Consider the following 19,043-nt stretch of genomic DNA (forward strand, 5'->3'; position numbering starts at 1 on the left):
GGAGCTCACGGGGCGCTTCGCCGTGCAGGGTGGGCTGGTGGTCACCACGGTCACCATTGACGCGGGCGGAACGGGGGGTCCCCGTCAAGGCGGGGGGGGGGGGGTCAAGCCGAGTGGCGGGGTGGGGTGGGGCCCCCCGGGGGGGGGGCCGCCGCCGGCCGGCGGTCGGCGGGGACGTCGGCGGCCGGGCTCGCGACCACGGCCGCCCAGCCCCGCCGCGGCTGCGGCAGGACCGACGGCAGCACGGCCGGCCCCGCGGGCGGGGCGGTGCCGAGCAGGCCGTGCCGGGCCTGGCCCACAGTCTCCCGGTACGGCTCCCGCTGGAGCCCCGGCTGTTCCTGGACCCTGGCGTGCACCGCCACGACGTGCGAGGCGACCTGGGCATGGGCGGAGGCCGGCAGGAACCACGACAGGAGAAGAAGCAACGCGGCAGGCAGTGTCGTGCGCATGTCGCCTCCTTCTCCTCGAGCCTCAACCTAGCCCAGGAAAGGCGTCACCGGGTCAAGGACGAGGGCTGAGCTGGAAGTGCCAGACGACCGCGACCGGCATGCCGCTCATGGCCGCGTCCGCGGCCTCCGGGCACCAGTACATGATCTCGTAGGAGCCCTGCGGCGGGAGCGGGTCCGGCGGGCGGGTGCCGGGGACCAGCGGCAGGGGCGGGCGGCGCGGCTCCTCGCAGTGGCGCACCTGGAAGCCGAGCGGGAGCGCGGCGGCGAGGTAGTCGCTGAGCGAGCGGGGCCGGTCGGCCGGCAGCGCGGGGCTGCCGTCCGGACCCGGGCTGGGCGCGGCCGGGGCCAGGTAGGTCGCCATCGGGTGCGGGTCGGTGATGATCAGGTGACCGCCCGTACGCAGCACCCGCGCGAACTCCGCCAGCACCGGCGCCAGATCCGGCACGTGCACCAGCGCGAGGGCGCACACGACGGTGTCGACCGCGTCGTCGGGCAACGGCAGCCGATGCAGATCACCCATGGCCAGCCCCACGGCGGGCAGGCCGCGCACGACCTGACCCGACCGCTCAGCCGAAATGTCCGCTTCCGAGCCCCACCGGCTCCGCGCGGGCGAAACATCCGCTTCCGGGCCCCACCGGCTCCGCGCGGGCGAAACATCCGCTTCCGGGCGCCGCCGGGCCTGGGCGAGCATCTCGGGTGAGGTGTCGACGCCGATGACGCGGTGGCCGAGCTCGGCCAGGTACGCGGCGTGCCTGCCGGTGCCGCAGGCGGCGTCCAGCGCGATGCCGACCGGGAGGCCGTCGAGGATGCGGCGGACGACGGGCTGCTCGGAGTCGATCATCTGGTTGCCGCCCGCGTCATAGTGCGGCGCCCACGTCCGGTACACCTCCCGCGAACCGATCGCGCCGACCTCGGCCGTCACCCCGTCCGCGTCGGCCAGGGCGGGCGCGTCGAGCAGCGCGCGGACCTCGGCGATCCGGGCCCGCACGAACGCGCGGTCCGAGCGGCCCTCCCTGAAGGCCCGCAGCAAGGCCACACCCTCCAGGCCCAGCAGGTAGCCCAACGGGCTCAGATAGGTCACCGCCCGACGATAACGACCCGGCTCCGGACGGCTCCACGGATTATCCCCGGCACCGATGCGTCCTGCGGCGACAGCTCACATGGAGAGCTCCCAGGTCACCGGCAGCGCCACCGGCCCCCGTACGACCATCCCGCTCTTCCAGACCAGTTCCTCGTCCGGGACCGCCGCCCGCAACCCGGGGAGACGCCGTAGCAGGGCGGCGAGCGCCACCTGGAGCTCCATCCGTGCCAGCGCGGCACCGGCGCAGAAGTGCGCTCCGTGGCCGAAGGAGAGGTGGGGCCGAGGCGGGCGGGTCAGGTCGAGCCGCTCCGGGTCGGCGTACACGCGCGGATCCCGGTTGGCGGCGTAGAACGCGGCGAACACCGGCTCCCCGGCCCGCACGGTCCCGCCGCTCAGCTCGACATCCTCCGTCGCGTACCGGGGGATGAACGTCGATCCGGTCGCCATCACCGGGACGTATCGCAACAGCTCCTCCACCGCCCCCGCCACGTCCACCTTCCCACCCCTGACCAGCAGAAGCTGGGCGAGGTCGGACACCAGCGCGTAGGCGAAGTTGGCGATCTGGCCGGCGGTCGTCTCGTACCCGGCCGCGAGCAGCGTCATCAGGAACCCGATCAGCTCCTCCTCCGACAGGCCGTCCCGCTCGTCGCGCGCCTGCGTCAGCGCGCTGATCAGGTCGTCCGACGGGGTCTCGCGCCGCCGCGCCACCAGCCCGGCGAAGTAGGCGCCGAGCTCGCCCAGCCGCGCCGTCTTCTCCTTCAGGGGGATCGCCGTCGTCGTCATGTACGCGTCGGCCCAGGTCTGGAACGTCGGGCGGTCCTCGTACGGAACGCCGAGCAGCTCGCAGATGATGACGGCGGGCAGCGGCACGGCGTACGCCTCGACGAGGTCGGCGGGCGGCCCCTCGCGCACCATCCGGTCCAGGAGCTCGTCGGCGATCCCCTCGGCCCGCGGGCGCAGCAGCTCCACCCGGCGGGCGGTGAAGGCCGTGCCGATCAGCCGCCGCATCCTGGTGTGCTCGGGCGGGTCGAGGTCGGTGATCCCGCCGGGCACCGGCTCGGGGTACATGCGCGGCGGGTCCCGCGTGGCCGCGGCCGCGCGGCCGAAGCGGGAGTCGCCGAGGACCGTGCGGACGTCCTCGTAACGGGTCACCAGCCAGGCGGGTTCGCCGTACGGCATGGCGATCCTGGCCAGCGGCTCGTGCTCGCGCAGCCAGGCGTACCCGGCGTCGAGCTCCAGCCGGTCCGGCGGGCCGAGCGGGTAGGACCGCGCCTCGGGATCGCTCATGGCCGCCCTGGCCCGGTGGCGAGCGGGAACACAGGTGGTGCATGAGACTCGGCCATCGCGGCACTCCTCATCGCTTGCACCCAAGCTGACACCCACGCCGCCCGCTGTCCAGCGCCGGGAGAGCGCTCAGGGGGCGGGCGGCGCGCACAGGCCGAGCTCGACCAGAGCCTGAGCGATCTTGACGGCCTCGCCGGGGTCCCCGGAGAACTCGCCGACCTTCACCGGGCCACTCATGAGGAGTTCGCAGGCCACCGCGACCGCGCCGGGCACGCGGAAGGTCCGGTGGCCGGCCTTGATCCGCGCCTCGCCGACCAGCGGCCACGTGCCGGGACGCAGCGAGATCCGGTCGGAGGGCCCGATCGGGGCACCGAGCAGCACCTGGCTGAAGAGCCCGCCCTGGTGCGCCTCCCCGAAGGCGGTCCGGCTGTAGATCATCTCGTGGACTGCGGGCGCGGTGGCGGCCTCGGTCAGCGCCGCCGCGAGGCGGTCGGCGTACTGCCTGACCATGGGCTGGACGCGCTCGGCGAGGCCGGCGCCCATGGGCAGCGCCGCGGCGTACTCGTCGGAGCGCAGCAGGTCGGTGACGAACCCCTTCAGCAGGTCCGCCCAGGTCAGGGTGTTGACGCTGATCGTGACGTGGGCGGAGGCGGAGGCGGCCGTCCGCACCAGGTGCGGCATCCCGCGGGGGACGTGGAGCACGTCGCCCGCGCACAGCTCGTAGGTGGAGCCGTCCCCCTCGGGGGCGACGAGCTTCCCGCCGCCGGGGTTCGGCACGATGCCGTCGAACAACGTCCACTGCTTGGCGCCGTGCGCCTGGATCACGATGATGTCCTGGGCGTCGCAGTGGACGTCGAACGCCCGCGCGCCCGGCGGCGCGACGTAGACGTTGGCGTCCACGGGGTGCCCGACGTCCCGCTCGACGGTCTTGCAGAGCTCGTGCAGGCGCGGGAGCAGGAGGTTCACGGTGCCCAGGACCAGGGTCGCGCCCTCGCGGTAGAGCCCGACCACCTTGCCGGGATCGACCACGTCGTCGAGACCGGCGTAGCCGAAGGTGGACGGCGAGGTGTAGTGGGCCGACGGGAGGACGGACCCGTCCTTGACCACGCGGATCCCGGGCGCCCGCAGGCCGCTGCCGGTCAGGACGCGGTCGATGTCCGCCACGGAGGCGATCTCGCCGGGATCCGGCACCGCGCCCGGACGGAAGACCGCCCGCCTGGCCGGGAATTCGTCGCCCACGAGGTCCGCGAGGCTCAGCATGGTCCATCTCCTCAAATGTCAGTCGAGCAGCAGGGCGGCGTCCCAGCCCGTCGCGGGTGGCCGGCCGGTCGCGTAGTGGTGCAGCGCGAGCGCGATCCCGGCCGCTCCTTCGAGCAGTCCCACGCGGTCCGGAGCCACCTCGGTGCCTCCCGTCGCGGAGTACCGGAAGCCGAACGGAGCCTCGGGGCGGAACTCGCCGGCGACCCGCGCGGCCAGCCCGTCGGCCGCTTCGAGCAGCGCCTCGTCGCCGGTCTCCCGCGCCACGCGGCAGGTGACGTGGAGCATCCCGGCCCAGCCGTGGCACAGGCCCGCGTCGACCATGCCCCAGTCGTCCCAGGGTCGGGCGAGCGCCGTACGGAGCCCGCGCAGGGCGGCCTCCCGCCACTCCGGCCGGTCGAGCGCCTGTCCCGCCAGGAAGAGGGCCCGGGCGACGCCCGCGGCGCCGTAGCACCATGCGGGCCGGATGGGCGGCCCGGCGGGGACGGCCCGTTCGAGCTGGTGCCGCAGGGGGACGGTGGGCGGCCAGGAGCCGTCGTGTTCCCATTCGAGCAGCCAGGTCGCGATGCGTTCCATCGCCTCCTCGTGGCCCGGCAGCCGGAAGCCGTCGCGCTGGGCGATGGAGAGCAGGGCCAGCGGGCCGGGGATCCCGTGGGCGAGCCCGAGGTTGAAGTGGCCCTCGCCGGCGGGCGCGCCCCTGACGGAGGCATGCGGCACCAGCCAGCCGGGGACGTGCTCCGAGCGCGGCTCGGTCAGCGCGATGAGGTACGCCAGCGGCTCCGTGTCGCCGTACGACAGCGCCAGGCGGCCCAGGCCGGTGAGCCCTTCGATGACGTCGTACGCGCTGAAGCTCACCTCGCCCCGGCTCGTCTCCTCCTCGGCGCGCCGCTTGATCAGCTCCCGCACGGCCGGCTCCGCACGGGCCAGCAGCCCGGCGTAGTCGCCCGGCCGGGTGACCGCCGCCCTGATCGCGAACAGCAGCGCCGGCAGCCCGTCGATCAGCCCGTGCCGCCCCGCCTGGGACCTGGCGGCCGCGGCGAGGAACGCGTGGGCGCTCTCGCGGCGGCCGAGCTCGCTGTGCAGGAGCGCGACGCCTAGATAGCCCTCGTTCAGCGACATCGCGTGCCAGACCAGTGGCTGCCGGCCGTCGGCGAGCCGGTCCTTGTTGGCCGAGGCGACCCGGGCCACCTCCACGGGGTCGGCCAGCCGCCGCGCGACCCGGATTCGGGGTCGCGGCCGCTCTGATGGGGCGGCGCGCGGGCCGTTACGGGAAGGTGCTCGGGCGGCTGGACGCGGCGGTGGGGCCCGTGGCGGGCCACGATCTCATCGACGGGACGGCGGGCGCCGCTGTGTACCTGCTCATGAGACCTCCGTCCCCCGGCCTGGAGGCCGTGGCCCGCGAGCTCGTGCGGGGCGCCTCGGCGTGCCCGCCGTTCCCCATTCGCCGGATCCCGCCGGGCTGGTCCGTCGGGGACGGATACGCCGACTGCGGCCTGGCCCACGGGGTCGCCGGGCCGCTCGCCGTGGCGCGGGCGCTGTGGCTGGCCGGGGAGGCGCTGGACGAGCCCCGTTACCGCCGCGCCGCCCGCGACGCGATGGCCGGGCTCCTCGAAGCCCCGGACGGGTGGGGGCTGGACTCGCTGGGCGTGTGCCACGGGCTCGCCGGGCTGATGCTGATGACGGCGACCTTCGCGGGCGCCGAATTCGGGTCGGCGGTGGAGGGGCTGTTCGATCGGCTGTGCGCCGCCTACGACAGCCGCCTGCCGCTCGGCTTCGACGTATCCGGGCCCGGACTGCTCAACGGCGCGGCGGGGATCGCCCTGGCACTGCTGGCCGTGACGGATGACCTGGAGGCCGCGTCCATGTTCCTGGCGGCTTGATGGGGCGGCATCGCGCGGGCGCGCACGACGCCTCGGTCCGCGGGGTCCCCGGGCGCGACCCGCTGTTCGGCCGGGGCATCCGCCTGTCGTTCGGCCAGCTCAGGCACGAAGGGGCGGGACTGCGTACCGGCTTCTTGTCGATGCTGCGCGAGCTGCCCGGCCTGATCTCCGTCTCGGTGCGGCTGGCGCGGCAGGCGGCGCCGAGAGCCCTCGTCGCCGTGCTGGTCGCGGAGTTCCTCGGCGGGGTGGCGACGGTGGTCACGCTGCTGGCCACGTACCGGGTGCTCGTACCCCTCATGACCGGCGGCCCGACGGCGGAGCGGATCGCGACGGGCATCCCCGCGCTCGCCGCGATGGCCGGCGCGGCCGCGACCGGCAGCGTCATGCGGGCGATCAGCAAGGCGGCGGTCAGCCGCCTGGGGCCCAGGATCGAGCGCCTGGCCTACACGCGCCTGCTGGAGGGGGCCGCAGGCGCGGAGCTGGGGGCGCTGGAGGAGGCGGGGTTCCACAACCTCCTGGAAGCCGCCCGGCAGGGCACCCGCTCGGCGCGCATCGTGATCACGGAGGCGGCCCAGCTGCTCGCCGGGCTCACCACCCTGCTCGCCGTCGGAAGCGTGCTCGGGGTGCTCCATCCGCTGCTCCTGCCGCTCCTGCTGGCCACGGTCGTCCCGAAGGGCTGGAGCGCCGTACGCTCGGCCCGCGCCCGCTTCGCCTCCGTCAAGCGGCAACTGGAGCTCACCCGGCAGCTCGACGTGCTCAGCGGGCTGCTCACCCGTCCCGACGTCGCGCCGGAGATCCGCGCCCACGGCGCAGGCCCGTTCCTGCTCGGGCATTACGGCCGGCTCTCCTCGCTGGCCGAGGGCGAACAGGCCCGGCTGGGCCAGGACGAGGCCCGCCTCGCGCTGGCCGGGGACGCCGTCTCCGGCGTCGCGACCGCGATCACGTACGCCACCCTCGCGGGGCTGCTGATCACCGACGCCATCCCGCTCGCCGCCGCCGGTGCCGCCGTCATCGCCATCCGCACCGCGAAGGCCGGGCTGACCAGCCTGGTGCTGTCGATCAACCAGGTGTACGAGCAGGGCCTGTTCGTCCTGGAATGGGAACGGGCCTGCGCGGAGGCCGCCAGGCAGCGCCTGCGCAGCGGACCCATCCCCCTTCCGCCGCACCCCGTCGAGATCCGGGCCGACAACCTCACCTTCACCTACTCCGGGCAGACCCGGCCCGCGCTCGACGGCGTCAGCGTCCGGATCCTGCCCGGCGAGATCGTGGCCCTCGTCGGCGCCAACGGCTCCGGCAAGAGCACCCTGGCCAAGCTGCTGGCCGGCCTCTACCTGCCGACCGGCGGCAGCGTCAGCTGGGGCGGCGTGCCCATCGAGCTCCTGAACCGCCGCAGCGTCTTCGACCGGATCGCCCTCGTCGCCCAGGACTTCGCCCGCTGGCCCGCCACGGCCCGCGTCAACCTGGCCCTCGGCCGCGCCGACCGGGCCGATGACCGCGAACGACTGAGGCGGGCCGGGGCGGCCAGCGGCGCGGACACCGTGGTGGCGTCCCTCCCCGACGGCTGGGAGACGCTGCTGGCCCGGGAGTTCATGGGCGGGACCGAGCTGTCGGGAGGGCAGTGGCAGCGCATCGGGCTGGGCCGGGCGTGGTTCCGGGACGCGTCCGTACTGGTCTTCGACGAACCCACCTCGGCGCTCGACCCCAGGGCGGAGATCGAGATCTTCGACAAGGTCGCGGGACTGGCCGCCGTCGGGCGCACGGTCATCCTCATCACCCACCGCCTCACATCGGTGACGCGCGCGGACCGCATCTACGTGTTCGAGGCCGGGAAGGTCGTGGAACAGGGCACCCACGAGAGCCTGATGCGCGTGGGCGGCTCCTACGCGGCGATGTACCGCCTCCAGGCCGCCCAATACGCCCACGCCGACTGACCCCCGGCCCTTCGGGCGGCCGCCGAGACCACCGGGCGGCTCCCCTAAAGGACCCCAGCCGAAGTACAGGCCGCACTTCGGCTGAGGTCCCTCGGGGGGACGGACGGCGGGCCGGGCCGGGCGGTGGAACGCGTGCGTGCTGGTGGGTGGGGGTTAGGCGGGTGGGGTGGGGTGGAAGGAGGAGTCGGCGCGGAACAGGGGTGTGTTGTCGGTCTTGTCCAGGCGCAGCAGCTCGGCGCGGTGGCGGACGAAGCGGCCCGGGTAGTTGAGGGACTCCAGGCGGACCGAGCCCTCGGCCGTGCCGGGCCGGGCGTGGAAGGTGGCGTCGCGCCGGAACAGGGCGGTCCCGTCGTTGGTCTCGAACCGGATCAGGAAGTCGCGATGCCGCAGGTAACGCCCCTCAGGGTCGACGAAGGAGTAGGCCTTCGCGTCGTCCAGACCGGGCACGACGCGGAGGGTGACCGGCTCCGCCCCGATCCGGCCCGTGGCCTGGAGGTACGTCCCCGGGCGGTTGACCGGCCGGAACACCCTCGACACCCCCGTCGCGAGCAGCCCGCCACCACTCCCGGCCGTGGCGCGGGTGAAGGTCAGGGTGCCGAAGCCGAGGTGGTCGTACTTGGAGCCGCCGTAGTCCCCGCCGCCCCCTTCCGGCGCGACGCGCTTGCCGTACGCCTCGATGTACGGCACCGCCAGCCCCCGCCGCACGCCGTAGTGGTTGAGGAGCAGCGCCCAGATCGGGTCGGCGGCCCCGCGCCCGGCGGCGGAGATCTCGGTCTGCTGCCGCTGGACGCAGGTCGTGCCCTGTCCCCACTTGTACGTCGTGAACGGCACCGATTCGCCCAGGTTGTACTTGGCCACGTACTCGGCGCCCTTCATGAACCGGTCGTCCGCGTAGCCGTACAGGTCGATGCCCTGGTTCCAGGCCATCTCGCAGAGCACGCCCATCCACCCGACGCCGACGCTGGTGTGTCCCTGGTCGCGGCCGCTCTCCTGCCACTGCCCGAGCCCGCCGGGATGCAGGAACGGCACCGCGTTCATGATGGAGCCGTTGCCCTTGCCGTGTTTGAAGTAGTCGACGGCCTGGTCGACCTTGGCGCGGTCGTCGCACAGGACGCCGATGGCGAGCACGGAGGCCATGGCGCACAGGTCCCAGTTGGCCCAGTAGTTGGTGATGCAGGCACCGTTGTGCTCCTTCAGGAACCGGTCGTTCATCGGGTAGAAGACCGTCAGCATCATCTTCGTGAAGCGCTCGAAGTCGAAGCCGGGGTAGCCGCGCATGATCTCGGCGACGTTGGCGAGCTGCCAGCCCAGGATCCCGGCCGCCAGGTAGCGGTCGGCGTTGCCGGTCACCGCCTTGAGCGCGGCCGACCAGGCATTGAGGATGTCGCGGGCGGCGTCGCCGTGCGCCTTCTCCCCGCTGATCTTCCAGCGCAGCGCGTTCTGGTAGGCGGCGGCCACGTCGATGGCGAGCTGGACGTGGTTCGCGCCCGTGCCGCCCCTGACCACCGTCTCAAGCGGGCGCGGCTTCCAGGTGCTCCTGGAGCGGCCGTTGGCCGTCAGCTTGTCCCAGCCGGCCTTCCAGGGCTGGGCGCCGGCGTTCACCTGGGCCCGCATCCGGTCGAAGTCGGCCTGCGTGTGCAGCAGGCCGGGGTGCTTGAAGGCCGCCGCGGCCGCGGGCCCGATGGGGAGCGCGGCGGGCAGTGCGGCGGCGGCGCCCGCGGTCGCGGCCGCCTTCAGCACGCTCCGGCGGGAGGGCTGCGTGGTCATGTGAATCCTTCCTCAGGGGTCACTCTCGTCACAGGAGACCCCCGGGCTCGGCCCGGATAACACAAATCTCAGACCCGGCTTCGCTGCGGGACCCGCTCCGGGTTCGCGGCCCTGGTGACGTACTGGGGGACGGGGGCGCGGTCGTCGCCGGTGTCGCGGGTCAGGCCGTACCGGACGATGCCCTTGGCCGGGTCGGGCCTGGCCGAGAGGTCGGCCCAGACCTCCTGCCAGGACTTGGGCGCGACGGTGAGGTCGATGTCCGTGCCGCTCTCGTTGTTGTGGAAGGTGACGCGGCCGTCGAGGTAGTAGAACTCGTTCTGCCACATCTGCTGCTGGCCGCGCGGCAGCCGGGCGAAGCCGGTCTCGGGCGAGCCCATCCAGGTGACGCCGGGCGCCTGCTCGTCGTCCATCCGCCGGCCGCCGCCCGACGCGACGTGGAACAGCTTGCCCTTGAGCCCGGTCCAGGTCGCGGGCGGGAAGGGGCCGACGCGGTTGCGGTAGAGGATGCCCCAGCGGACCTGGACGTAGCCGCGGCCGGTGACGGTGACGTAGTCGCCCCTGTGGGTGATCGACGGGGCTCCGCCGTACCTGGAGTATCCGTGCTTGCCGCCGATGGCGACCGTGCCGGCGGGGCGCCGGGGCAGCGGGGCGGGCGGCCGGTTCTTCGGCGGGGCCTGGTCCACGGTGTCGACCGTCAGTCCGTACGGGCTCCGCGCGGGCCTCACCGGACGGCGCGAAGAGGCGGGCGAGGACGACACCACCACCGGTGTGGCCCGCCGGGGCGGCGCGGGCTCGGGCAGGAGGGTCTGGACGACCACCGCTCCCCCGGCGATCAGCGTGACGCCGGCCGCGGTGACCGCGATCGGCTTGGCGGCCAGCGCCGAGCCCGCCGCCGCCTTGCCCTTGGCCAGCAGGCCGCCCTTGACGACCGGCGCGGCGGCCGTACGCGCGATCTCCAGCAGACCGGCGGCGATGCCGGCGGGGACGGCCACCAGGCCGAGCCCGGCCAGCAGCCGCTCGGCCGGCACCAGGTCGGAGACGTGCCCGCCGCAGACCGGGCAGTCGCGCACGTGCCGGGACAGCCGCTTGCGCCACAGGTCGGACGGGGCGCCGTTCCAGGTCTGCGCCACGGCGGCCAGCTCGGGGCAGGGCGGGCGGGCGGCCAGCGCGCGCACCACCGCGCGGGCGGTCTCCAGGCGGCCTTTGGTGCGCTGGACGCGTACGGCGGCGTGCTGCTCGTTCGTCCCCAGCGCGGCGGCCAGCTCGGTCCTGGCCAGCTCGCCGGCCACCTCCATCCACCACAGCGCGAGCACCTCGCGGTCGTCGGCGTCGAGCCAGCGGGCCGCCTCGGTGGCCTCCTTGCGCTGCCCGGACAGGCCGAGCCGGGTGACGGTGAGCGCGGCGAAGTCGGAGGCCGCGTCGGCCAGGCCCATCGCCTCGTCGATGGCGGCGAGCGCGGCGCCCGGCGCCTGCCGCCACTCGCGTACCTGGTTCAGGGCGATGGCGACGAGCCAGGAGCGGAAGCTGCCCGGGTCGCGCAGCCCGGACACGCCGGTCACGACCCTGGCCATCGTCTCCTGAACGACGTCGTCCACGTCCGCGTGGCCGTTCATGGCGCGGCCCACGATGTTGTACACGAGCGGCAGGTGGCTCCTGACCAGTTCGTCGATCGCGTCACGGTCGCCCGCCATGGCGGCGAGCACCGTTTCGACCTCGTACGTCGGCCGCGCGTACATCCAGCACCTCGATCCGGAGCCTCCGCTGCTCCGATCAGGAGACAGGAGTGTCACCGTTCCGATAACACAAAACGCGCATTGTTCCACTTATCGCCTACGAGGTGTCAATGCTCGCGTCAACCTGGCGTACAACCGCGGCTCAGCCCACCGTGGTTCGCAGTGCCTCCGCGTTGGCCGCCAGGAACTCCCCGAACGTCCGGGGCTCGCGACCCGTCAGGTCCCTGACCGCGGTCGTCGTGGCGGCCAGCGAGCCGCCCGCCACCTGCCGGCAGAGCTCGGCCAGGTCGTCGGCGAACCGCACGGGCAGCCCCTGCGCGCGCACCCCGGCGGCCAGCTCGTCCGGGGACAGCTCGGCGTGCTCGACCCTCCGGCCCAGCGCGGCCGAGAACTCCTGCGCGAGCTCGGCGTAGGTGAGCGCCCGGGGGCCCGTGAGCTCGTACGTCTCGCCGAGGCCGCCCGATCCGGTGAGCAGGGCGGCGGCGCAGGCGGCGATGTCGTGGCAGTCGATGTACGAGACCGGCGCGCCTCCGTAAACGTCGAGGAGCTTGCCGTCGGCGGTGAAGGCCGCCGTCCCGGTGATGAAGTTCTGCATGAATCCGCCGGGCCGCAGCATCGACCAGCCGAGCCCCGACGCCTTGAGGTACTCCTCGATCTCCCAGTGCGCGCCCTGGGCCAGGCGGCCGCCCCGCTGGGCTCCTGAGACCGACACCTTCACCACGCTCGACACCCCGGCGGCCCGCGCCGCGTCAATGGCCGCCCTCTGCTGGCGGACCATCGGCTGCTCGCCGTCCACCGGCTGGGCGCCGCCGGCGTTGAGGAAGAGCCGGTCGACGCCCTCCATGGCGGCGGTGAGCGAGCCGGGGTCGTCGAAGTCCCCGATCACGACGTCGCAGCCCAGGGCCTGCCCCTTGTCCTCGTCGCGGACAAGCGCCCTGAACGCCACCCCCTTCTCCCCCAGGAGCCGCACGAGGTGCGTGCCGATGGATCCGGTGGCTCCGGTAACCAAGATCATGACAAGCCTTCCGCTAAACTGAGGCAACCTCGACTAAGGCTATATCGAGGCAGCCTCGAATTACTAGGGAAGCCCGCATGACCACGACCCGACGGCCCCGCGCCGACGCCCGCCGCAACTACGAGCGCCTGCTCGCCGAGGCCGACGCCGCCTTCAAGGAGCAGGGCGTGGAGTCCAGCCTGGAAGGCATCGCCCGGCGCGCCGGGGTGGCCATCGGCACGCTCTACGGCCACTTCCCCAGCCGCCGCGCCCTGATCGGCGCGCTGCTCAGGGACCGCAACGCGGCCCTGTTCGAGCTCGGCGAGCGGCTCCTGACCGGCCCGGCGCCGGACGCGCTCGCCGCCTGGGTCCGCGCGGCCACGGCGCACGCCGCCACCTATCGCGGGCTGGCCGCGTTGATCGCCGGCGGCCTGGACGACGAGGCGTCGGAGCTGCACGCCTCGTGCGTGCGCATGGCCGAGATCGGCGAGCGGCTCGTCGCGCGGGGGCGCGAATCGGGCGCCCTGCGCGCCGACGCGACCGGCGCGGACGTGACCGCCCTCACGTCCGCCGCCGCCTGGCTCCACGAGCAGGTGTCGCCCGCCGCCGCCGACCGCCACATCACCGTCACCCTGGACGGCCTCGCCGCCTCCCCCTGACGACCGATCTCACGGGTCCATCGGGTCGTGCTGCAGCGCCTTGGGGCGCTCGGCGTCCTCGCCGGGCTCGGGCGCCGAATCGGCGCGCCGGCCGGCGTACAGGCTGGTGAGCGTGACGGTGACCAGGACCGCGACGATGACGCCGAGCGAGGCTAGGGTGGGGATCTCGGGCACCCACGCCCAGATGCCGTGCGCCCAGTGCAGGACCAGCTTGACGCCGATGAAGGCCAGGATGACGGCCAGGCCGTGGTTGAGGTGCCGCAGCTTGGCCAGCGCGTCCCGCAGCACGAAGTACAGCGCCCGCAGGCCCAGCAGCGCGAAGGCGTTGGTGGCGAAGACGAGGAAGGGGTCCTCGGTCACCCCGTAGACGGCGGGCACCGAGTCGACGGCGAAGACGATGTCGGTGGCGAACACCGCCACGGTGGCCAGGGCCAGCGGGGTGATCGCCAGGCGGCCGTGCTCGCGCACCATCAGGCGGAAGCCGCGGTAGTCGGGGGTGACCTGGACGAACCGGCGCAGCAGCCGGACGCTGCGCATGGAGGAGACGTCGACGTGCTGCTCGTCCCCCTTCAGCGCCTCCTTGAGCACCTTGCCCGCGGTGACGATCAGGACCGCCCCGAACAGCAGGAACGCCCACGTGCCGCTCTGCAGCGCGGCCGCTCCCAGCGCGATGAAGATCACGCGCAGCACGAGCGCCCCGATGATGCCGTACAGCAGCACTCGCTGGGTCAGCTCGTTCGGCACGGCGAAGGCCGTCAGCAGCAGCATGAACACGAACAGGTTGTCGACCGACAACGACTTCTCCACCACGTACCCGGTGAAGAACTCCACGGCCACCCCGGTGCCGAAGGAGCCCCACAGGTACGCGCCGAAGCCCAGCGGGAGCACCAGGTAGAACGCGGACCAAGCCAGGGCCTCGCGCATGTGGACCTCGTGCGGGCGCCGGGTCAGCAGGATGTCGATCACCAACAGCAGGACCAGGGCGGCCACAGTGACCGCCCACAGGGTGACGGACGCGATGCTGCCCTGTTCGGGCGCAGCCAGAAATGTCCCCGCGGACATGAAACCTCCTCGAACGTGCTCAGCCGTTCGAGGTCTCCTTCACCCGGGGGTAGCGGGCGGCCGTCCGGGGACGCATGGTACGTCCGTACTGACCGGATCGGCACTTGGGAAGTACTCCCCTCGCAGCCCCAGAGTAGGACATATCCCGCCAAGGCTCCACTATGCTGCCCGGATCAGGTGATGGGGAGGTCCCTGAAGAAGCCCAGCCCCAGCAGGTTGACGTCGGCCTTCGACGTTTTCCCTGGCACACCGCTGAACTCCGCGTTGAGGCGGATGGATCCGGACGGGGCGAGGCTGTGATAGCCCCAGCCGGAGCACGAGCAGGAGCCGTTCTCCTCGATGTGGGGGTTGAGTGGCCGGGGCGCTCCCTTGTAGTTCAGGGTGATGCCCGAGGCGTCGGTGGCATCCGTACCGAGGATCATGGGCAGGTCCGCGGCCTCGCCATGTCCGGCGTCGTTCCTGACCGTCCACTCGAGCCGCACGTGGTCCCCCACGCGGTAGAGCTTCTCGATCGCGACGTGGACGGGCATGTACTCGTTGTCCAGGTTGTACACGTACCCGCTCCGCTGGGCCAGCACGGGGCCGCTCTGCCGCGGCGTCGTGCCGGTGACCTGGGACCGCGCCGGCGTCTCCCAGGGGCGCCAGGTCGCCGCGACCGTGGCCCCGGTCACCAGGAGCGCGGTGGCGATCGCCACGGGGGCCTTCCAGCGGCCCGGGGGGCGCGGGTCCCGGCGGCGGGCCGGCGAGGCCGCCCACGAGTTGCTCACCTTGCGGACCCCGGTGTCCACCGACACCGACTCCCGGCCGAGCAGGCGGTCGAGGAGCTGCTGGGCCGTGGGCCGCCGCGCCGGGTCCTTGTCCAGCGCCTGCTCCACCAGGGGCCTGAGCCGCTCGTCCAGGCCCGTCAGCTCGGGCGCGTAGTGCACCACCCTGAACAGCACCTCGGGCGCGCCGCCCGACCCGAACGGCGGCCGGCCGGTCGCCGCGTACGCCACGACGCCGCCCCAGGCGAACACGTCGCTCGCGGCCGTGATCCGGCCTTCGGTGGCCTGCTCCGGCGACATGTACGCGGGAGTCCCCACGATCCCGGTGGACCGGCTCGCGTCCGGCTCCACGAGCTGCGCGATGCCGAAGTCGATCACCCGCGGGCCGACGGGGCTGAGCAGGATGTTCTGCGGCTTCAGGTCGCGGTGCACGACCCCGGCCTGGTGGATGGCGGTGAGCGCGGTCGCCACGCCGACGGACAGGGCCTCCAGGTCGGCCCCGGCCATCGGACCGCGTTTCCTGATGGCGGTGGCCAGGTCGGGGCCGTCCACGTACTCGGTGACGATGTACGCGCTCTCGCCGTCGATGCCCGCGTCCAGCACCGGCGCCGTGCAGAAGCGGGCCACGCTGCGCGCCGCCTCGACCTCCCTGGTGAACCGGCGGCGGAAGCCCGCGTCGCCGGCCGGTCCCTCGCGCAGCCTCTTCAGCGCGACGAGCCGGGATCCCTGGTCCCGGGCCAGGTAGACGACCCCCATACCGCCCTGACCCAAGGGGCGGATGATGGTGTATGGGCCTATTTGCTGGGGTTCAGGGCTCACCAGAGGATTGTGATCGTCGATGCATGACATTCGATAGCAGATCGCTTGAAAGACCGCCGGAGACCACGCTGCGTCCATGATTCAAGACAGGCCGTACACTTTCCTCTTGCCATGACGGGCGCTTTGCGTGATGCTTTCAGATCTCTTGAGCGAACCGGCCCAAAGCTCCCAGAGAGGTAGTTCATCCCCGTGACCCACGGCCCATGGGCCCAGCAGCCCGCAGAACCCTTGCTGTCGATGTCCGTAGAACCGCTGCTGACCAGGGACTACGACGCGGACCCCGCCTTCGTCCACGAACGCCTGCGCAAGAGGTACGGCCCGGTCGCTCCGGTCGACGTCCTCGGCGTGCCGGTCTGGTTCGTCCTCGGCTACGAGGAGGTGCTCCGCGTCCTGCAGAACTCGGGCGGCATCTGGACCAAGAGCGTGGACAGATGGCGGATGAACGTCGAGGGCCGGATCCCCGCGGACTGGCCGCTGCTGCCCGTCTTCCAGATCAACAACTCGGCCTTCTCCGAGGGCGCCGCGCAGCGCCGGTTCCGCAACGCGTGGACGCAGGCGCTGGCGCCGTTCCAGGACCACACCCAGCCGCAGGCCCAGCTGCTCGAACAGGCCGTCGTGCAGTACGCCGACGACCTCATCGGCGTGCTGGCCGAGGGCGGCTCCACGGGGTGGGCCGACCTGGCCGCCCAGTACGCCCGGCCGCTCCCGCTCATGGTCGCCAACCGCATGCTCGGCTTCTCCGCGGCACGCGGCGAAGAGGTCGTGATGGACATCTGGCGGATGATCGACGCCGGGCCCGACGCGGCCGCGGCGTTCGAGCGGCTGTACGCGGCCATGACGGAGCTCGCGGCCGCCAAGCGGGAGCGGCCCGGCGAGGACCTGCCCTCCTACATGATCGCGGCCGCTCCGGACCTCACGCTGGACGAGCTGGCCCGCGAGCTGCTCATGCTGCCCGGCCTGCTCGACTTCACCGCCAGCCTCGTCTGCAACGTCGTCGTCGAGGTCGTCTCCAACCGGGACGTGCGGGCGAGCCTGTCGGTGGGCGCGATCGACGAGACGGTCAACCGGGTCGCGCTGCTCAACCCGCCGATGGCCAACCTGACCTTCCGCTTCCCCAAGACCGACGTGAAGATGGGCCACTACACGATCGCCGCCGGCGACCCGGTGATGCTCTCCGTCGCGGGCGCCCACGCCGATCCGCGCTTCGCCGGGGCGCTCGACCACGAGGCCATCCGCAGCACCCGCGCGCACCTGGCGTGGGGGGCGGGGCCGCACAGCTGCCTGGGGCACCGGCTGGCGACCCAGATGACGACGATCGCCGTGCGACGGCTGTTCAGCCGGCTCACCAAGATCAAGCTCGCGCTCCCGGCCGACCAGCTGCCCTGGCGCCCCTCACCCTTCATGCGCGCCCTGCGGTCCCTGCCGGTCCAGTTCGAGCTCGCCGAGGGCTACGTACCGGCGGGCGAGCGCGCCGGCGACGGCGCCGACGCGCCCGCGACGCAGCCGTCCGCGGCGGGCGAGGCCCAGGCCGGGCCGGACTCGTCCCGGTCCGGCGGGTTGTGGGGCTTCCTGCGCGGCCTGCGCCTCAAGCGCTGACCGGCCGGGTCCGCCTCGGCGTCAGGCCGGGTCCTTGATCTCGCAGATCACGGTCCCGGCCGCCACCGTGGCTCCGACCTGGGCGGACATCCCGACGATGGTCCCGGCCTTGTGGGCGGTGAGCGGCTGCTCCATCTTCATGGCCTCCAGCACCACGATGGTGGCCCCGGCGGTCACGTCGTCGCCGTCGGTGGCCATCACCTTGACGATGGTGCCCTGCATCGGGCTGACCAGGGCGTTCCCACCGGCTGCGGCCTTGGCCGCGCCTCTCTTCTCGCGCCGGGGAGCGGCCTTGGCGGCCGCGCGCGGCTTCGCGGTGCCGGCGGGAAGCACGACCTCCAGCCGCTTGCCCGCCACCTCGACGGTGATCCGCTCGCGCTCGCCCTGCTCCGGGGCCTCGCCGGGCACGCCGTCGTAGGGAGCGATCAGGTTGTCGAACTCGGTCTCGATCCACCTGGTGTGCACGGTGAAGGGGACGGCGGTGAACGCCTCCTCCGCCACCACGGCCCGGTGGAACGGCAGCACGGTCGGCATGCCGTCGATCCCGAACTCCGCCAGCGCCCGGCCGGCCCGCTGGAGGGCCTGCTCGCGGGTGGCGCCGGTGACGACCAGCTTGGCGATCAGCGAGTCGAAGGCGCCCGGCACGGTCTCGCCCTGCTCGTACCCGGCGTCGAGACGCACGCCAGGGCCGGAGGGGGCCCGCCAGCCGGTGATGGTGCCGGGGGCGGGCAGGAAGTTGCGCCCGGCGTCCTCGGCGTTGATCCGGAACTCGATCGAGTGGCCGCGCGGCTCGGGATCGTCGTAGCCGAGCTCCTCCCCCGCCGCGATCCGGAACATCTCGCGCACCAGGTCGATGCCGGTGACCTCCTCGGTGACCGGGTGCTCCACCTGAAGGCGGGTGTTGACCTCCAGGAAGGAGATCGTGCCGTCCTGGCCGACGAGGAACTCGCACGTCCCGGCGCCGACGTAGCCGGCCTCGCGGAGGATCGCCTTGGAGCTCCGGCGCAGCAGGGCCTCCTGCTCTCCGGTGAGGAACGGGGCGGGCGCCTCCTCGACGAGCTTCTGGTGGCGGCGCTGCAGCGAGCAGTCGCGGGTGGAGACCACGACCACGTTGCCGTACGCGTCGGCCAGGCACTGGGTCTCCACGTGGCGGGGCCGGTCCAGGTAGCGCTCCACGAAGCACTCGCCCCGCCCGAACGCGGTCACGGCCTCGCGCACGGCGCTGTCGTACAGGTCGGGGATCTCCTCCAGGGTGCGGGCGACCTTGAGCCCGCGCCCGCCGCCGCCGAAGGCCGCCTTGATCGCGATCGGCAGGCCGTGCTGCTCGGCGAAGCGCAGGACCTCGTCCACGCCGGACACCGGGTCGGGGGTCCCGGCCACCAGGGGCGCGCCGACCTTCTGGGCGATGTGCCGGGCCTGCACCTTGTCGCCGAGCGCGGTGATCGCCGCGGGCGGCGGCCCGATCCACACCAGCCCGGCGTCGATGACCGCCTGGGCGAAGCCGGAGTTCTCGGCCAGGAAGCCGTACCCGGGGTGCACCGCGTCGGCGCCCGACCGCGCGGCCACCTCGATGACCTTCTCGATCGACAGGTACGTCTCCCCCGGCGTGGCGCCGCCCAGCGCGTACGCCTCGTCGGCCATCCGGACGAAGAGCGCGTCGCGGTCCTGGTCGGCGTAGACCGCCACGCAGGCGATCCCCGCGTCGCGGCAGGCCCGGACGATCCGGACGGCGATCTCGCCGCGGTTGGCGACGAGCACCTTGCGCAA

General features: G+C 73.3%; 15 protein-coding genes. 4 read left to right on the forward strand and 11 right to left on the reverse strand.

The window, feature by feature from the left end; all coding sequences use genetic code 11:
* Nucleotides 1-104: 104 nt before the first annotated feature.
* The 5 genes from AB0J87_RS35995 to AB0J87_RS36015 all read right to left on the reverse strand — a co-directional run bounded on the left by AB0J87_RS35995 (nt 105) and on the right by AB0J87_RS36015 (nt 5,259).
* A complete protein-coding gene (locus AB0J87_RS35995) occupies nt 105-449 on the reverse strand; it encodes a hypothetical protein (RefSeq protein WP_363972535.1) in 345 nt (114 codons plus the stop codon).
* Nucleotides 450-501: 52 nt separating this feature from the next.
* Complete coding sequence (locus AB0J87_RS36000; RefSeq protein WP_363972538.1) at nt 502-1,530, reverse strand: class I SAM-dependent methyltransferase; 1,029 nt, start codon at nt 1,528-1,530, stop codon at nt 502-504.
* A 75-nt stretch (nt 1,531-1,605) separates the two neighbouring features.
* Nucleotides 1,606-2,817, reverse strand: a complete 1,212-nt coding sequence (locus AB0J87_RS36005; protein ID WP_363972541.1) for a cytochrome P450 — start codon at nt 2,815-2,817, stop codon at nt 1,606-1,608.
* 126 nt (nt 2,818-2,943) lie between these two features.
* Nucleotides 2,944-4,074, reverse strand: coding sequence for a cupin domain-containing protein (locus AB0J87_RS36010; protein WP_363972544.1), 1,131 nt, complete (start codon nt 4,072-4,074; stop codon nt 2,944-2,946).
* 18 nt (nt 4,075-4,092) lie between these two features.
* Nucleotides 4,093-5,259: a lanthionine synthetase C family protein gene (locus AB0J87_RS36015; RefSeq protein ID WP_363972547.1), complete on the reverse strand. Its 1,167-nt coding sequence runs from the start codon at nt 5,257-5,259 to the stop codon at nt 4,093-4,095.
* A 56-nt stretch (nt 5,260-5,315) separates the two neighbouring features.
* On the opposite strand from AB0J87_RS36015, the gene AB0J87_RS36020 reads away from it, so the two are divergent.
* Nucleotides 5,316-5,951 carry a lanthionine synthetase LanC family protein gene (locus AB0J87_RS36020; protein ID WP_363972550.1) on the forward strand — a complete coding sequence of 212 codons (636 nt, stop codon included), beginning with the start codon at nt 5,316-5,318 and terminating at the stop codon, nt 5,949-5,951.
* Nucleotides 5,951-7,882: an ATP-binding cassette domain-containing protein gene (locus AB0J87_RS36025; protein WP_363972553.1), complete on the forward strand. Its 1,932-nt coding sequence runs from the start codon at nt 5,951-5,953 to the stop codon at nt 7,880-7,882. The genes AB0J87_RS36020 and AB0J87_RS36025 overlap by 1 nt, the downstream gene beginning before the upstream one ends.
* A gap of 153 nt (nt 7,883-8,035) precedes the next feature.
* Here AB0J87_RS36025 and AB0J87_RS36030 read toward each other — a convergent pair whose 3' ends face one another.
* From AB0J87_RS36030 to AB0J87_RS36040, 3 genes are all read right to left on the reverse strand, one after another.
* Entirely contained in the window at nt 8,036-9,649 is a 1,614-nt protein-coding gene (locus AB0J87_RS36030; RefSeq protein WP_363972556.1) for an AbfB domain-containing protein, read from the reverse strand.
* A gap of 68 nt (nt 9,650-9,717) precedes the next feature.
* Entirely contained in the window at nt 9,718-11,385 is a 1,668-nt protein-coding gene (locus tag AB0J87_RS36035) for a sigma-70 family RNA polymerase sigma factor (protein ID WP_363972559.1), read from the reverse strand.
* A 139-nt stretch (nt 11,386-11,524) separates the two neighbouring features.
* Nucleotides 11,525-12,397, reverse strand: coding sequence for an NmrA family NAD(P)-binding protein (locus AB0J87_RS36040; protein ID WP_363972562.1), 873 nt, complete (start codon nt 12,395-12,397; stop codon nt 11,525-11,527).
* A 77-nt stretch (nt 12,398-12,474) separates the two neighbouring features.
* Between AB0J87_RS36040 and AB0J87_RS36045 the strand changes: the two genes are divergently transcribed.
* Complete coding sequence (locus AB0J87_RS36045) at nt 12,475-13,035, forward strand: helix-turn-helix domain-containing protein (RefSeq protein WP_363972564.1); 561 nt, start codon at nt 12,475-12,477, stop codon at nt 13,033-13,035.
* A 9-nt stretch (nt 13,036-13,044) separates the two neighbouring features.
* On the opposite strand, the gene AB0J87_RS36050 is transcribed toward AB0J87_RS36045, so the two are convergent.
* A complete protein-coding gene (locus AB0J87_RS36050) occupies nt 13,045-14,097 on the reverse strand; it encodes a TerC/Alx family metal homeostasis membrane protein (protein WP_363972567.1) in 1,053 nt (350 codons plus the stop codon).
* 173 nt (nt 14,098-14,270) lie between these two features.
* On the reverse strand, nt 14,271-15,758 hold the full coding sequence (locus AB0J87_RS36055) for a serine/threonine-protein kinase (RefSeq protein WP_363972570.1): 1,488 nt from the start codon (nt 15,756-15,758) through the stop codon (nt 14,271-14,273).
* Between the two features lie 159 nt (nt 15,759-15,917).
* Between AB0J87_RS36055 and AB0J87_RS36060 the strand changes: the two genes are divergently transcribed.
* A complete protein-coding gene (locus AB0J87_RS36060) occupies nt 15,918-17,276 on the forward strand; it encodes a cytochrome P450 (protein WP_363972573.1) in 1,359 nt (452 codons plus the stop codon).
* Between the two features lie 21 nt (nt 17,277-17,297).
* On the opposite strand, the gene AB0J87_RS36065 is transcribed toward AB0J87_RS36060, so the two are convergent.
* Complete coding sequence (locus tag AB0J87_RS36065; RefSeq protein WP_363972926.1) at nt 17,298-19,043, reverse strand: biotin carboxylase N-terminal domain-containing protein; 1,746 nt, start codon at nt 19,041-19,043, stop codon at nt 17,298-17,300.

Source organism: Nonomuraea sp. NPDC049625, assembly GCF_040675285.1.
Lineage (GTDB): Bacteria > Actinomycetota > Actinomycetes > Streptosporangiales > Streptosporangiaceae > Nonomuraea > Nonomuraea angiospora_A.

Excerpts from the sequence above, each read along its gene's own strand:
- AB0J87_RS35995 (WP_363972535.1), bottom strand. The coding sequence starts at position 449 with ATGCGCACGACACTGCCTGCCGCGTTGCTTCTTCTCCTGTCGTGGTTC.
- AB0J87_RS36005 (WP_363972541.1), bottom strand. The coding sequence starts at position 2,817 with ATGAGCGATCCCGAGGCGCGGTCCTACCCGCTCGGCCCGCCGGACCGG.
- AB0J87_RS36010 (WP_363972544.1), bottom strand. The coding sequence starts at position 4,074 with ATGCTGAGCCTCGCGGACCTCGTGGGCGACGAATTCCCGGCCAGGCGG.
- AB0J87_RS36020 (WP_363972550.1), top strand. The coding sequence starts at position 5,316 with ATGGGGCGGCGCGCGGGCCGTTACGGGAAGGTGCTCGGGCGGCTGGAC.
- AB0J87_RS36025 (WP_363972553.1), top strand. The coding sequence starts at position 5,951 with ATGGGGCGGCATCGCGCGGGCGCGCACGACGCCTCGGTCCGCGGGGTC.
- AB0J87_RS36030 (WP_363972556.1), bottom strand. The coding sequence starts at position 9,649 with ATGACCACGCAGCCCTCCCGCCGGAGCGTGCTGAAGGCGGCCGCGACC.
- AB0J87_RS36035 (WP_363972559.1), bottom strand. The coding sequence starts at position 11,385 with ATGTACGCGCGGCCGACGTACGAGGTCGAAACGGTGCTCGCCGCCATG.
- AB0J87_RS36040 (WP_363972562.1), bottom strand. The coding sequence starts at position 12,397 with ATGATCTTGGTTACCGGAGCCACCGGATCCATCGGCACGCACCTCGTG.
- AB0J87_RS36045 (WP_363972564.1), top strand. The coding sequence starts at position 12,475 with ATGACCACGACCCGACGGCCCCGCGCCGACGCCCGCCGCAACTACGAG.
- AB0J87_RS36050 (WP_363972567.1), bottom strand. The coding sequence starts at position 14,097 with ATGTCCGCGGGGACATTTCTGGCTGCGCCCGAACAGGGCAGCATCGCG.
- AB0J87_RS36055 (WP_363972570.1), bottom strand. The coding sequence starts at position 15,758 with ATGGACGCAGCGTGGTCTCCGGCGGTCTTTCAAGCGATCTGCTATCGA.
- AB0J87_RS36060 (WP_363972573.1), top strand. The coding sequence starts at position 15,918 with ATGTCCGTAGAACCGCTGCTGACCAGGGACTACGACGCGGACCCCGCC.